Source organism: Streptomyces glaucescens, assembly GCF_000761215.1.
In the GTDB taxonomy this organism is placed as follows: domain Bacteria; phylum Actinomycetota; class Actinomycetes; order Streptomycetales; family Streptomycetaceae; genus Streptomyces; species Streptomyces glaucescens_B.
Genome location: NZ_CP009438.1, coordinates 1415798 through 1429094 on the forward strand (window position 1 = coordinate 1415798; position 13297 = coordinate 1429094).

Here is a 13297-nt window from a genome sequence, read left to right on the forward strand (position 1 = left end):
GCGAGGCGGTGCGGCGCCGGCCCGGGCGCCCGCGGCCCGCGCCGCACCGCGGGAGCGATGTGTGCACGGGTCTGCCGGTGGGCCCGCCGGGTCGCGCGGGTGCGCTCCGCGTCCACGACGGGAGGCCCCCGGAATGGATCCCGGGGGCCTCCCCTGCGGCGCGGGTGTGCCGGACGGCGCGGATCAGACCTGCGTCCGCTCCTCCACGACCTTCGCGATCTTCGCGATGGCCTCGTCGAACGGGATGCCGTTCTCCTGCGAGCCGTCGCGGTAGCGGAAGGACACCGATCCGCCCGACATGTCCTCGTCGCCCGCGATGACCATGAAGGGCACCTTCTGCTTCTGCGCGTTGCGGATCTTCTTCTGCATCCGGTCGGAGGAGGAGTCGACCTCGACGCGCAGTCCCTTCCGCTTCGCGGCGGCGGCGAACTTCTCCAGGTACTCGACGTGGGCGTCGCCGATCGGGATGCCGATCGCCTGCACCGGCGCCAGCCACGCCGGGAAAGCGCCCGCGTAGTGCTCCAGGAGCACCGCGAAGAACCGCTCGATCGAGCCGAACAGGGCGCGGTGGATCATGACCGGCCGCTGCTTTGCGCCGTCCGCGCCGGTGTACTCCAGGTCGAAGCGCTCGGGCAGGTTGAAGTCGAGCTGGATGGTCGACATCTGCCAGGTCCGGCCGATGGCGTCCTTGGCCTGCACGGAGATCTTCGGGCCGTAGAAGGCGGCGCCGCCCGGGTCCGGGACCAGCGGCAGCCCCTGCTTCTCGGCGACCTGGCGGAGGGTCTCGGTGGCCTCTTCCCAGGCCTCGTCCGAGCCGACGTACTTCTCCGGGTCCTTGGTGGACAGCTCCAGGTAGAAGTCGGTCAGGCCGTAGTCGCGCAGCAGGCCGAGGACAAAGGTGAGCGTCTTGTCCAGTTCCTCGGACATCTGCTCGCGGGTGCAGTAGATGTGCGCGTCGTCCTGGGTGAAGCCGCGGGCCCGGGTCAGGCCGTGCACGACGCCGGACTTCTCGTACCGGTACACGGTCCCGAACTCGAACAGGCGCAGCGGCAGTTCACGGTACGACCGGCCGCGCGCGTCGAAGATCAGGTTGTGCATCGGGCAGTTCATCGGCTTGAGGTAGTAGTCCACGCCCTCGTCGAGCTGCATGGGCGGGTACATGCCCTCGGCGTACCAGTCGAGGTGCCCGGAGGTCTCGAAGAGCTTCCCCTTGGTCGCGTGCGGGGTGTAGACGAACTCGTAGCCCTCTTCCTCGTGGCGGCGGCGCGAGTAGTCCTCCATGACCCGCCGGACGATGCCGCCCTTGGGGTGGAAGACGGCGAGGCCGGAGCCGATCTGCTCGGGGATGGAGAACAGGTCCAGCTCGTTGCCCAGCTTGCGGTGGTCGCGCTTCTCGGCCTCGGCGAGGAAGTCCAGGTACTGCTTCAGCTCGTCCTTGGACGGCCAGGCGGTGCCGTAGATGCGCTGGAGCATGGGGTTCTTCTCGCTGCCGCGCCAGTAGGCGGCGGCGTTGCGCATCAGCTTGAACGCCGGGATGAGCCGGGTGGAGGGCAGGTGGGGACCGCGGCACAGGTCCTTCCAGCACAGCTCGCCGGTCTTGGCGTCCAGGTTGTCGTAGATCGTCAGCTCGCCGGCGCCGACCTCGACGTCCGCGCCGTCGTCGCTGGACGCGGAGCCCTTGAGGCCGATCAGCTCCAGCTTGTACGGCTCGTCCGCCAGCTCCTCGCGGGCGGCCTCGTCGGTGACCACGCGGCGGGCGAACCGCTGCCCGCGCTTCTGGATCTCCTGCATCTTCTTCTCGATGGCCTTGAGATCCTCGGGCGTGAACGGCTTCGCGACGTCGAAGTCGTAGTAGAAGCCGTCCTTGACGGGCGGGCCGATGCCCAGCTTGGCCTCGGGGAACAGCTCCTGCACGGCCTGCGCCATGACGTGCGCGGTGGAGTGGCGCAGGATGTTCAGGCCGTCCTCGGAGGAGATCTCGACGCCCTCGACCCGGTCGCCGTCGGAGAGCACGTACGACAGGTCCCTCAGCTCGCCGCCCACGCGTGCGGCGATGACCGAGCGCTCGCCGGCGAAGAGGTCGGCGGCCGTAGTGCCCGTCGTCACCACGCGCTCTTCCCGCTCGGAATCGCGTTGGATGATCACACGGACGTCTGACACCGGTCTCTCCTGACTGAAGGCGGATGCGGCGCCATACCGGGAGCGCGCGCAGTACAGGATCGTACCGAGCGTCCGGCCCGTCAGGCGAAATCAGTCCCCGCCGCACCCCTCCCCGAAGAGGTCCAGGTTCTCCTGGAGCGACTTAGCCAGCCGGTCCCGATCCGCCTCGTCGACCTGCACCGGCGCGATGTCCGAGGCCCCGGCCAGCCACCGGAAGCCGCCCCGGCTCTCCAGCCGGCCGCGCACCCGCACCGGCACGCCGGCCAGGTGGGCGTGGCCGGCGAGGCGATAGTCGTCCTCGTCGAGGATGAGCCGGACGTACGGCACCTCGGCCCCCGCGAGCACCCGCAGCCGCACGGTGCCCCCGCCGCGCGGCCCCGGGCGGCGCATGCGGACCACGGCGCCGGTGATCCGCACGGGGACGGAGGGTTCGGCCCGCCGGTAGCGGGCCCCGGCCTCGCGCAGCGCGGGCAGGTCGCCGGGCGAGAACTCGACCGCCTCGGCGGAGGTCGCCGTGGCCTCGGGTGGCCCGGTCCCGGGCGCCCAGGCGACGGCGATCCGGGCACCCTCGCTGCCGTGCACGAGGGCGATCAGCGCCTCGGTGAGTTCCCGGCTGACGCCCGCGCCGACCGCGCCGTCGAAGGCGTCCGCCCGGCCGGTGGCCCGCCGCAGGTCGATGGCCTCGCGGGCGGCGTACAGCGCCTGGTGGAGGCGGACGGCGAGAGGGCGTGCGGTGGCCACGGGCACGAAGGCGGTGAGGCGGTGCCCGCCGTCCCCGGGGCCGAGCAGGACGTCCTCCAGCAGGGCGGCGGCGGCCCGGCGGTGCCGGGCGCCGTGGTGGCCGGCCCGCGCGCGGGTGGCGAGCGCGGCGGCGAGCAGGGTCTGCCGTGCGGCGGTGCGCAGCCGCTCCTCGACGGGCCACGGGCCGGCGCCGGCCGGCCCGCCCGGGAACTCCCGCCACCAGCGGATCTCGTCGCTGGGGACGGTGAGGCCGAGCAGGATCTCCCGGGCGGAGGGGCTGTGGCTGCGGGTGAGGGCGGTGAGGGCTTCGCCGAGCAGGTCGTCGCCGTCGGGGAAGGCGCGGCTCTCGGGGACGAGCAGGCTGGTGCGGCCGCCGTCGGGGCCGGGCGGGGTCCAGCGGCCGTAGCGTCCTGGGCTGCCGCCGCGGCGCTGCCAGCCGTGCCGGCGCAGCAGGGCGCCGAGCACGGCGGGGTCGACGCGGGCGGGCTCGGGCGGCCGGTCCCAGCGGGTCTCGGGGTGGGCCGGCCGCGGGGGCTCGCCGGGCGGGCGGTGGGTCATGGTCTGCCTCCGGTGCCGACCCGCGTCATGATCTCGCACAGCGCCCGGTCGTCGAAGACGCGTGCGGTGGGGATCCGCACGGTGGTCCGGTGGCGGCCGGTGACGGGGTGTCCGGCGAGGTTGGTCCAGTAGCAGCAGTGCCTGAGGTCGAGGCGGTCGTGGCCGGCGCGCAGCCAGTCGTCCCGGGGCCGGGGCACGAGCATCACGACGAGGATCTTGTGCACCGAGACGGGGGTGCGGGCGAGCTTCGCCAGGTGGGCGTTGTCGAGCGTGAAGGAGAAGGTGCGGCCCGGCGGGTTCGGCGCGACCTGGTAGGTCGCCTTGAGCTGCACCTTGATGGTGGCCTCGTCGTCGGCGGTGTGGCCGGGCGCGCTGTGGCTGACGTGCCAGTCGATGCCGGTGTCGGGGAAGGGCTGGGAGAGCGAGCAGCCCGCGGCGGCGGCCACGGCGTGCAGGTAGGCCACCTGCAGGGTCTCCATGCAGGCGGTGGTGGCGAGGGAACCGCGAAGGGGGCCCGCGCGGCCGGGCAGCAGCCCGCCCCGTTCGGGCTGCGCAACCGCCATGGCCAACAGCCTTCCGCGCAACGTGTTTTGCGTGTGCCGGGCCGCTGAACTGCGTTGACCCGTACTCCTGTTGTCTCCGGGCGGCGTACGGCGCAAACAGCCCGGGTATCACCGAACCGGCAGAGACGGGACGTCAGCTGCCGTGGGTGATCGAGGAGTTGTTGGGTATGACGCGCTGGTACGAGGGCCCTTTGGCGGCATTCGACACGGAGACCACGGGCGTTGACGTCGAGAGCGACCGGATCGTGTCGGCCGCCCTCGTCGTCCAGGACGCCCCGGGCACGCGGCCGCGGGTGAGCCGCTGGCTGGTGAACCCGGGCGTGCCGGTGCCCGCGGAGGCGACGGCGGTGCACGGGCTGACGGAGGATCACCTGGCGCGCAACGGCCGCTGGCCGGCGCCGGTGATGCAGGAGATAGCCATGGGGCTGGCGGAGCAGGCCGGCCGGGGGCGTCCGCTGGTGGTGATGAACGCGCCGTTCGATCTGACGCTGCTGGACCGTGAGCTGCGCCGGCACCGGGCGTCGTCGCTGGCGCGCTGGTTCGAGTCGACGCCGCTGCTGGTGCTGGACCCGCGGGTGCTGGACAAGCATCTGGACCGGTACCGCAAGGGCCGTCGCACGCTGGGCGATCTGTGCGAGCAGTACGGGGTGGCGCTGGACGGCGCGCACGACGCGGCGGCGGACGCGCAGGCGGCACTGGAGGTGGTCCGGGCGGTCGGGCGGCGTTTCGCGTCCCGGCTGGAGCACCTCTCCCCCGCCGAGCTGCACACGTTGCAGGCGGTGTGGCACGCGGCACAGGCGCGGGGCCTGCAGGCGTGGTTCGCGCGCAGCGGTGTGGAGGAGGCCGTGGACCCGGCGTGGCCCCTGCGTCCGGATCTGCCGGCGGCGGCCGCGTAGGCGGCGGGGACGTCGGCCCGCGGCCCGGGGCGGTGCAAAAAGGCCGGTCCGCGCTGGCGGACCGGCCTCTCCCGGTGGGCGATACTGGGTTCGAACCAGTGACCTCTTCGGTGTGAACGAAGCGCTCTCCCACTGAGCTAATCGCCCGGGAACGCACTGAACAATACAGGTCCCGGCGGCATTCGTTCAAACCGTTCGCAGGTGGGCCGCCAGTCCCCGCCGCCCGGCGCGCATCATCAGCCAGTGGTTGGCGCGGAAGAGCGGGCGTCCCGGCACGGCGAGGCGCCGCAGCAGCGGCTTGCGCGCGTCGACCTCCTGTTCGTAGCGCACGAGGCTGCCCGTGCCGTGGGCGGTGACGGTCCAGCGCGACCAGCCGTCGACGTCCCCGGAGAGCGCGGCCTCCAGCACGCCCGCCGCGGGGTCGCGGCGCACCTCCCGGACGGTGCAGGCCATGTCGTACGGCAGCAGGGAGCGGATGCGGATCGCCGCGGTGTGCCCGTCGAGCGGGGTGACCTCGCGCACCTGCGGCCACCAGCGGGGATAGTCCTCGACCCGGACGAGCGCGGCGTACACGGCGGCGGGCGGGGCGGGCAGCAGCCAGAGGCTGCGGAAGCGGTGGTGCGTCCAGTCCATGGGCGGAGTCTGTCCTGTCCGGCGCCCGGTATCCGTGACTGAGTACGTTCTGAGTACGCACGCTCATGCCCGTGTCCGTGACGCCCGCCACACTCGCGGTCATGACCCACATTCCGTCCCCGGCCGAGGAGTTGCGGCTCCTCGACGCCGAGCTGTACCGACTGGACGCCCGCCGGGCCCAGTTGCTGGCGCGTCGCGGCTGGCTGCTCTCGCAGCTCCCGCCGGTGCCGCCACTGCCGGCCGCCGTTCCGCCGCGTCCCGAGGCCAGCGGGCCCCGGGTGCAGAACGTTCTGCTGGTGCTGGGCGGGGTGCTGCTCACCCTCGCCGCGGCGGCGTTCACGCTGGTCGGCTGGGGCCACCTGGGGATCACCGGGCGGGCCGCGGTGCTGGGCGCGGTCACGGCGGCGGCGCTGGCCGCGCCGGTGCCGCTGCTGAAGCGGGGCCTGCGCTCGACGGCCGAGTCGGTGGCGGGCCTGGGCCTGGCGCTGACGGTGCTGGACGCGTACGCCCTGTACGCCGCGGCCCTCACGGAGGCGGACGCGACGGGCTACGCGGCGGGCGCCACGGCGGTGCTGGCGGCCGGGTGGGCGGCGTACGGTCTGCTGCTCCCCCGTGCGGCGGGCCGGCCGCTGCTGCTGCCCGCCCCGGCCGCCGTCGGGGTGGCCCAGCTCCCGCTGGTCCTGCTGGCCGTCGCGGTGGGCGCGGACGCCACCGGGACCGCGGCCGCGCTGCTGGTGACGGCGGCGGCGGACACGGCGCTGGCGCTGCGCGTGATGTCCGGGCCGGCCCGGATCGCCGCCGTCGCGGGTGCGTACGGTCTGGGCGGCTGGGGCGTACTGACGGCCGCCGGACCCGGGTGGACGGCGGCGGGTCCGGGGGCCGCCGCGCCCGCGGCCGGGCTCCTGCTGCTGGCGGCGGGCATCGCGCTGGCCGGGGCGTGGGCACCGCGCGCGGGGACGGCGCGGGGCAACGCGGCCGTGGCGGGTCTGCTCGCGGTGGCGGCGCTCGGCGCGGTACCGCGGACGGTGGTGTCGGAGAGCTGGGTGGTGCCGGTGTACCTCGGCTGGGGCATCGCCCTGCTGGCCCTGCCGCGCGTCGCCCGGATCCCCGGGGTGGTGCGCCTCGGGCTCGGCGTGGCTTCGGGGGTGGTGCAGGCGCTGGCCGTGGTGGCGGCGCTGCCGGCCGTGGCCGTGGCGCTGCTCGGGCCGCTCGGCGCGCCGCTGCGCGTCTGGTCGGGGGTGCCCGCTGACGCGCGGGCGGCGGTGACGGCCGATCTGCCGTGGCCGCCCGCGAGCGGGACGGCCGTGCTGGTGCCTGCCGCGGTCGCGGCGGTCCTGGTGTGCGCGGTGCGCGAGCCCCTGTGGCGGCCGCGGGCCCTGGACGCGGCGACGGTCCTGGGATGGGCGGCGGTGCTGGTCCTGCCGCCGGTGCTGCGCCTGCCGTACGCCGTCGCGCTGGCGGTCCTGGTGGTGACGGCGGCGGCGCTGGCGGCCTGGAAGCGGCTGCTGCCGACGGTGCTCGCCCTGGTCACCTCGCTCGTCGCGGGTCTGCTCTCGCTCGCCGCCGAACCGGCCACGCTGTTGGTGTTCGCGCTGCTCACGGTCGTGTTCGCGGTGGGCGCCCGCCGTCCGGCGCCCGTGGCGGCGGCCGCGGCGTACGCCACCGCGCTGCTCTGCGCGGCGGGTGCCGCGTTCGGCTGGCAGCCCTCGCACCTCGCGCCGCCGGTGCTGCTGGTGCCGGTGGCGGCGGCGCTGTGGGCGGCGCGTACCGCGGGCGCGACCCGGGTGAGTGCCGAGGTGTCAGGCGGCGTCGCGGCCCTGGTCGCGGTCGGCCTGGCGGTGCCGGACGCGCCGATGCTGGCGCTGGTGCTGGCCCTGACCGGGGTGATCGTCGCGGGTACGGCCGTACGGCCGGACCGGCGGTTCGCCGGGCAGGTGGCGGCCGCGCTGTTCGTGCTGGCGGCGTGGGTGCGGCTGGCCGCCTGGGAGGTGGCCGTCCCGGAGGCGTACGCGCTGCCGGTGGCCGTTCCCGCCCTGGTGGTGGGCGTGCTGCGGCGGCGCCGTGACCCGCGGGCGTCGTCCTGGACGGCGTACGGTCCCGCGCTCGCCGCCGGTCTGCTGCCGAGCCTGGCCGCGGTCTGGGGTGACGCGCACTGGCAGCGGCCCCTGCTGCTGGGCGTGGCGGCGCTGCTGGTCACGCTGGCCGGTGCCCGTCACCACCTGCAGGCGCCGCTGCTGCTGGGCGGATCGGTGCTCGCCCTGGTGGCCCTGCACGAGCTGGCCCCGTACCTGGTGCAGGTGGCGGGGGCGCTGCCCCGCTGGGCGCCTCCCGCGCTCGCCGGAGCGCTGCTGCTCGCCCTCGGAGCGACGTACGAGCAGCGGCTGCGGGAGGTCCGGCGGGTGCGGGAGACGCTGGGGCGGATGGACTAGGGTCAGCCGGTCACGAGGGCATCCGGTCGCCGAGGAGGGCCAGGTTCTCGATGGCGGCGAGGCCGTACAGCGCGGTGTCGTTGGTGGACACCCAGGTGGCCTCGCTGCCCTCGACGAGGGCCATGGGCCCGGTGACCTTCTCGGTCCTCCAGGGCGCGGACTCCCTGTAGCCGTCGGAGTTGTAGAACTTGCTCCAGGCCCGCTCGGCGAGCTTCGCGTCACCGGTCTTGACGGCGGCGTAGGCGTCGAGGCGGGAGTGGCCCTGGAAGAGGATCAGGCTGCCGAAGTGGGAGCCGTAGCGGGCGGCCTGTTCGGCCTTGGTGGCGTTGAAGTAGCGGCAGTAGTCGAAGTAGGCCTCGTTGAACTCCGGCATGTCGACCAGGTCGATGAGCTCGGCGCACAGCTCGTTCAGGCCGAAGACGGCGGAGAGGTGCGAGACCCCGACGACCGGCTCGTCGGCGACGGCGAACCGGCCGGTGTCCAGGTCGTACAGGCCGGTGCCCTGGACGAAGCCGTTGGGCTGGGCGGCGATGGTCTCCATGGTGGACAGCACGCGCGCCCTGGCCTTCTCCCACTTGGGGCCCCTGCGCTCCCACTCGGTGAGCCACGCCGAGACCAGTCCGCTCCAGTCGGTGCCGAAGCCGATGGACAGGGCGTGCCGGTCGGGGGTGTACGGCTCGGTGCGGATCTTGCGGATGGGGTCGAGGACGAGGAAGGTCTCGTCGGAGTCGACGTTGGCGTGCATGAGGTCGCCGACGCGTTCGTCCGCGGTGAGGAAGTAGTAGTGGCGGCGGTAGGTGGTGTTCGCGATGCGCTGCTGCTTCGCGCTGTCGGCGTAGTGCTGGACGCCGTGCCGGGTGCCGAGGCCGGCCCAGGTGCCGAGGTGGTAGACGTCGACCTCGCCGGTGTGCCGGGTCATGGCCTCGGCGAAGCGGAAGATGTCGGCGCGGCCGGAACGCAGGTAGGCGTACCAGAGCCACAGGTCGGGCGACAGCTCGGAGTTGTCCCAGGCGTAGCCGCCGACGTCGTAGCGCCACTGGTGCCGCACCGTGTCGTAGGTGTGCATGATGTCGCCGTAGTCCCAGAAGCCGTACCACCGGCGCATCTCCACCTGGTCCTTGTAGTAGGTGAAGAGGAAGTCGAGGTGGTCCTCGATCCTGGCCTTGGCGGGGGTGGAGCGGTCGGGTTCGGCGTACAGGCCCTTGCCGAAGACGCCCGCCGCGATGAGGCGGCTGGGCGGGGCGGCGAGCTGGGGCAGGACGCGGACGGCTTCGGCCTGCTCGGCGAGCGTCTCGGCGCTCGGGGTGGACTCGTTGGCCCAGAAGAGGAGTTCGGAGGTCCGGGCGATGCCGTAGGGGGTGCCGAACCCGGGTTCGTAGTCCTCGTACGTGATGTTGAGGCCTTCGAGCTGCTCCGGGTAGGTGTCCTGGCCCAGTCCGTCGTGGTAGAAGCGCAGGTCCATGGGCTGCGCCTCGGGCGACCACAGCCAGATGGTGACCTGGGCCTCGTCGGTGTGGGCGTCGCGGATGTCGAGCTGGGCGGGGAACTTCTCCCAGAAGTCGCGCAGTCCGAACGAGAGGCCGCCGCTCGCGCCGCCGACGTAGCCGAAGCCGGAGGCGCGCCGGCCGCCGCCCGCGGCGATCCAGCCGTGCCCCTTCTTGGTGCGCTTGCGCACGGTGAAGCCGTCGGCGGAGAGCTGGGAGAGGGTGTAGTCGCCCCATTCGGGGATGTACGGGAGCCGGGTGGTGACGCGCTGGTCCCACGTCGACGGGTCGGGCAGCTTCCTGCCCTCGTACTGCGCGCCCTGCACCGCCTGGCCGGGGTCGCGGCGCAGTCCGGTGATGCCCTGGACGGCCTCGCGGAGCATGCCGGTGCCCTCGCCGCCGAGGCGGATGTGGCGGTCGTAGGACCGGTCGCGCATCGGCACGGTGAAGCGGACGCCGATGCCGCGGATGAAGTCGCCGCTGGCCTTGCCGGGTTCCTGGGTGCCGTCGTAGGTGATGGTGTGCACCATGCGGAAGGAGTCGGCGCCCGCGTAGAAGTAGAGGCGGACGGAGAACGGCAGCCAGCCGCGGTGGCCCTTGCGGTGCTTGCCGTCGATGCGGACGACGGCGCGCACCGGGCCCTCCTGCTCGACCCTCACCTCGGAGATGGCGCTGTCGAAGCGCTCGTACGTGACCGTGCCCTGGTCGCCGTCCTCGATCTCCGGCTGGCGCAGCAGCACCAGGCGGCCGTTCCTCGCGATCTCGGTGGCGCCGCGGGTGACGGACCTGACCAGGGTGGAGCCGGACGTGCCGAGCCTGGCGGTGATGACACCGGTGGAGACGTCGATGGTGCCGCCGCGCCGGCCGACGGTGACGGCCCTGGCGGGGGTCGCGGGCCGGCCGGGGGTCAGGGTGAGCTTGCCGGTGCCGGAGCTGACGGCGTGCGCGGTCCACTTCAGGGAGCCGTCGGGCCAGTAGGCGATCGGCCAGGACTGGACGGGGACCGCGGTGCCGTTCTCGTCGGTGAGGGCGAAGCTCTGGCCCTCCTGGTGGACGCCCTTGGGCCAGGGCACGCCGAGGGTGGAGCCGGGCGCGGCGCCGAGGCCGCCTTCCTCCAGCCAGTCCAGGACGACCGGTTCCGCGTCGGTGGTCCCGGCCGCGGGCGCGGCCTCGGCGTCTCGGGCGCCGAGCGCCCAGCTGAACTGGGCGGCGGCGCCGGCGACGGCGGCCGCCTTGAGGAGGGACCTGCGGGGGATCGGGGACATGGCCTTTCCTTTCCGTACGGGTACGGGGTTGCCAAGGGCATGACAGAGAGAGGTACGGCGTCCGGGGCGCCGCCCTTGCGCGGGGGTGGTGGGCACAGGTGAACGGGGGCGGCGCGCACACGCGGGTCAGCGGTGCCGGTACCGCTCCTCCACGGCGACGCCGGCCGCCGCGACGGTCCCGAGGACGGGCACCGCCAGGGGCGCGGCGAACAGGGCGGACAGGGCCACGACGGCCAGTCCGCCGACGATCAGGAAGGACCCGGCGGGGTCGAGCACGGTCCGCCGCCCGGCGGCCGTGAGCAGCCGGCGCCAGGAGGTGCCCGGGGTCCAGACCGCCGCCGCCCGCAGCAGCGCCACGGCGCAGCCGATCAGCGCGACGAGGCCGACGGCCCCGACGAGCGGCCCGCCGGGCAGACCCGCCCGGGCGGCCTCGACGTCCACCCACACCGCGGCGGCCACCACCCATCCGGCGAGCCCGACGGCCCACCCGCCGCGCGCGGCCGCCCGGAAGTCCGCGAGGAACTCCCGCCACCCGCCCGCGACATGGGACGTACGGCGCCGCAGGTGCCGGGCGCCCGCGGCGAACGCGGCGGGGTAGGTGACCAGCCCGAGGCAGGCCACGGCGATCCACACGCCGGTGAGCAGGCACTCGGCGAAGACACCGAACCGTTCGCCGGGGAAAGGTGCCTTGCGGGCGGAGCGGGCTCTCGCGCTTGCGTGCGCCATGGTGACCGTCTCAGCCCTTCAGTCCGGAGGTGGCCATGCCGTCGATGAGGTAGCGCTGGAAGGCCATGAAGAAGGCGATCACCGGTACGAGCGCCACCAGCGACATCGCGATCATGCTCCCGTAGTCGGAGATGCCCTCCTGGTCGCGGAACATCATCAGGCCGAGGGAGACGGTGTACTTCTCGGGGGTGTTGAGGTAGATCAACGGCCCCATGAAGTCGTTCCAGGCGTTGATGAAGGTGAAGATGGCGCTGGTGATGACGGCGGGGCGGCTCAGCGGCAGCACGATGGCCCAGTAGGTGCGCAGGTGCCCGCAGCCGTCGAGCTTGGCGGCCTCGTCCAGCTCACGCGGCAGCCCGCGCATGAACTGCACCATCAGGAAGACGAAGAAGGCCTCGGTGGCCAGGAACTTGCCCGCGACCAGCGGCACCAGGGTGTCGGTGAGCTCCAGGTTCCGGAAGAGCACGTACTGCGGGATGAGCAGCACGTGGTACGGCAGCAGCAGCGTGCCGATCATCAGCGTGAACAGCAGGTTCCGCCCGGCGAACCGGATCTTGGCGAAGGCGTACGCGGTCAGCGAGCTGGACAGCACGACACCGGCGACGGCGAGCAGCGCGTACACCAGCGAGTTCCAGAAGAAGCTGCTGATGGAGATGCCGGAGATGCCGTCGGCGAGTCCGGAGAAGTTCTCCCAGACCGGCTCGGTGGGCAGCAGGTCGAGGCTGGCGATGATGTCCTTGCTCGGCTTGAACGAGGCGCCGACCACCCAGATCACGGGGTACAGGACCACCGCGAGGACGAGGAGCGCGCCCGCGTGCCAGGCGATCGAACCCGTGCGCCGTCGCTCGCCGGCGCCGCGCACGGCAGTGGGGGTGGCAGTGGTCACTTGGCGGCCTCCTCGTAGTGCACCCACTTCTTCTGCGACCAGAACAGGACCGCCGTGACGAGGGCCACCGCGACCACCAGCGTCCAGGCCATGGCGGAGGCGAAGCCCATCTGGGCCTCCTTGAAGCCCTTCTGGTAGAGGTAACAGGTGTAGACGAGCGTGGCGTCGGCCGGCCCGCACCTGGTGTCGGAGACGACGTACGCGGAGCCGAACACCTGGAACGCGTGGATGGACTCCAGCAGCACGTTGAAGAACAGCACCGGCGAGATCATCGGCAGCGTGATGTTCCAGAACCGCCGCAGCGGGCCCGCCCCGTCCACCTCGGCGGCCTCGTACAGCTCCTGCGGGACCTGCTTGAGCCCGGCGAGGAAGATGACCATGGGCGCGCCGAACTGCCAGATGCTCAGGGCGACCAGGGCGTAGAGGACGTAGTCCGGGTTGCCGATCCAGCCCCCGGCGTCGAGCCCGAAGACCTTCTGCGTACGGTCCACGACCGCGTCGTCCGAGAACAGCGCCCGCCACACGAAGCCCACGGAGACACTGGCGCCGATCAGCGACGGCATGTAGAACGCGGCCCGGTACAGCCCCTGTCCGCGCCGCTTCTGCGCGAGCAGCAGCGCGACGCCGAGCGCGAGCAGCAGCTTCAGCGGCGTGGCCACGACGACGTACTTCAGCGTCACCTCGACCGACTTCTGCCAGCGCGGGTCCTGGAACATCGTCGTGAAGTTGTCCAGCCCCACCCACTTCGGCGGCGTGAACAGGTTGTAGCTGGTGAACGCGTAGTACAGCGACGCGATCATCGGCCCCGCCGTGAGCAGCAGGAATCCCGCGATCCACGGCGACATGAACAGATAGCCGGCGAGGTTCTCGCGGCGCCGTCCGCGCCGCCCCGCGGCGGGTGGGGCGGACCGCTTCCCGGCCGGGCGCACGGGCGCTTCCTTGACGAGCGTCATGGT

General features: G+C 73.2%; 10 protein-coding genes and 1 tRNA gene. 2 read left to right on the plus strand and 9 right to left on the minus strand.

Going from position 1 to position 13297, the window contains the following annotated elements; all coding sequences use genetic code 11:
• Nucleotides 1-183: 183 nt before the first annotated feature.
• The 3 genes from thrS to SGLAU_RS06115 all read right to left on the minus strand — a co-directional run bounded on the left by thrS (nucleotide 184) and on the right by SGLAU_RS06115 (nucleotide 4022).
• Nucleotides 184-2160 carry a threonine--tRNA ligase gene (thrS, locus tag SGLAU_RS06105; protein ID WP_043499040.1) on the minus strand — a complete coding sequence of 659 codons (1977 nt, stop codon included), beginning with the start codon at nucleotides 2158-2160 and terminating at the stop codon, nucleotides 184-186.
• A 90-nt stretch (nucleotides 2161-2250) separates the two neighbouring features.
• Nucleotides 2251-3459: a hypothetical protein gene (locus SGLAU_RS06110; RefSeq protein WP_043499043.1), complete on the minus strand. Its 1209-nt coding sequence runs from the start codon at nucleotides 3457-3459 to the stop codon at nucleotides 2251-2253.
• Nucleotides 3456-4022 (minus strand): DUF4365 domain-containing protein, encoded by a 567-nt coding sequence (locus SGLAU_RS06115; protein WP_043499045.1) that lies wholly within the window; start codon nucleotides 4020-4022, stop codon nucleotides 3456-3458. The genes SGLAU_RS06110 and SGLAU_RS06115 overlap by 4 nt, the downstream gene beginning before the upstream one ends.
• Nucleotides 4023-4189: 167 nt before the next feature.
• On the opposite strand from SGLAU_RS06115, the gene SGLAU_RS06120 reads away from it, so the two are divergent.
• The gene (locus SGLAU_RS06120; RefSeq protein ID WP_043499047.1) at nucleotides 4190-4918 is read left to right on the plus strand and encodes a 3'-5' exonuclease; all 729 of its coding nucleotides are present in this window, start codon (nucleotides 4190-4192) and stop codon (nucleotides 4916-4918) included.
• Nucleotides 4919-4993: 75 nt separating this feature from the next.
• Here the strand turns inward: SGLAU_RS06120 and SGLAU_RS06125 are convergent.
• Nucleotides 4994-5065 (minus strand) — tRNA-Val (locus SGLAU_RS06125).
• A 39-nt stretch (nucleotides 5066-5104) separates the two neighbouring features.
• Nucleotides 5105-5551 (minus strand): SRPBCC family protein, encoded by a 447-nt coding sequence (locus SGLAU_RS06130; RefSeq protein WP_043499050.1) that lies wholly within the window; start codon nucleotides 5549-5551, stop codon nucleotides 5105-5107.
• 65 nt (nucleotides 5552-5616) lie between these two features.
• Here SGLAU_RS06130 and SGLAU_RS06135 point away from each other — a divergent pair, with 65 nt between their 5' ends.
• Nucleotides 5617-7980 carry an SCO7613 C-terminal domain-containing membrane protein gene (locus SGLAU_RS06135; RefSeq protein WP_043499053.1) on the plus strand — a complete coding sequence of 788 codons (2364 nt, stop codon included), beginning with the start codon at nucleotides 5617-5619 and terminating at the stop codon, nucleotides 7978-7980.
• A 10-nt stretch (nucleotides 7981-7990) separates the two neighbouring features.
• Here the strand turns inward: SGLAU_RS06135 and SGLAU_RS06140 are convergent, their stop codons facing one another.
• The 4 genes from SGLAU_RS06140 to SGLAU_RS06155 all read right to left on the minus strand — a co-directional run bounded on the left by SGLAU_RS06140 (nucleotide 7991) and on the right by SGLAU_RS06155 (nucleotide 13294).
• Nucleotides 7991-10729, minus strand: coding sequence for a hypothetical protein (locus SGLAU_RS06140; protein WP_043499054.1), 2739 nt, complete (start codon nucleotides 10727-10729; stop codon nucleotides 7991-7993).
• Between the two features lie 126 nt (nucleotides 10730-10855).
• Complete coding sequence (locus tag SGLAU_RS06145; protein ID WP_043499055.1) at nucleotides 10856-11455, minus strand: hypothetical protein; 600 nt, start codon at nucleotides 11453-11455, stop codon at nucleotides 10856-10858.
• Nucleotides 11456-11465: 10 nt separating this feature from the next.
• Nucleotides 11466-12341 (minus strand): carbohydrate ABC transporter permease, encoded by an 876-nt coding sequence (locus SGLAU_RS06150; protein ID WP_043499057.1) that lies wholly within the window; start codon nucleotides 12339-12341, stop codon nucleotides 11466-11468.
• A complete protein-coding gene (locus tag SGLAU_RS06155; protein ID WP_043499060.1) occupies nucleotides 12338-13294 on the minus strand; it encodes a carbohydrate ABC transporter permease in 957 nt (318 codons plus the stop codon). Before SGLAU_RS06155 ends, SGLAU_RS06150 begins: the two co-directional genes overlap by 4 nt.
• Nucleotides 13295-13297: the final 3 nt, after the last annotated feature.

Bases quoted from the DNA above. Each gene is read 5' to 3' on its own strand.
- SGLAU_RS06110 (WP_043499043.1), bottom strand. From the start codon at position 3,459: ATGACCCACCGCCCGCCCGGCGAGCCCCCGCGGCCGGCCCACCCCGAG.
- SGLAU_RS06115 (WP_043499045.1), bottom strand. From the start codon at position 4,022: ATGGCGGTTGCGCAGCCCGAACGGGGCGGGCTGCTGCCCGGCCGCGCG.
- SGLAU_RS06140 (WP_043499054.1), bottom strand. From the start codon at position 10,729: ATGTCCCCGATCCCCCGCAGGTCCCTCCTCAAGGCGGCCGCCGTCGCC.
- SGLAU_RS06120 (WP_043499047.1), top strand. From the start codon at position 4,190: ATGACGCGCTGGTACGAGGGCCCTTTGGCGGCATTCGACACGGAGACC.
- SGLAU_RS06130 (WP_043499050.1), bottom strand. From the start codon at position 5,551: ATGGACTGGACGCACCACCGCTTCCGCAGCCTCTGGCTGCTGCCCGCC.
- SGLAU_RS06155 (WP_043499060.1), bottom strand. From the start codon at position 13,294: ATGACGCTCGTCAAGGAAGCGCCCGTGCGCCCGGCCGGGAAGCGGTCC.
- SGLAU_RS06135 (WP_043499053.1), top strand. From the start codon at position 5,617: ATGCCCGTGTCCGTGACGCCCGCCACACTCGCGGTCATGACCCACATT.
- SGLAU_RS06145 (WP_043499055.1), bottom strand. From the start codon at position 11,455: ATGGCGCACGCAAGCGCGAGAGCCCGCTCCGCCCGCAAGGCACCTTTC.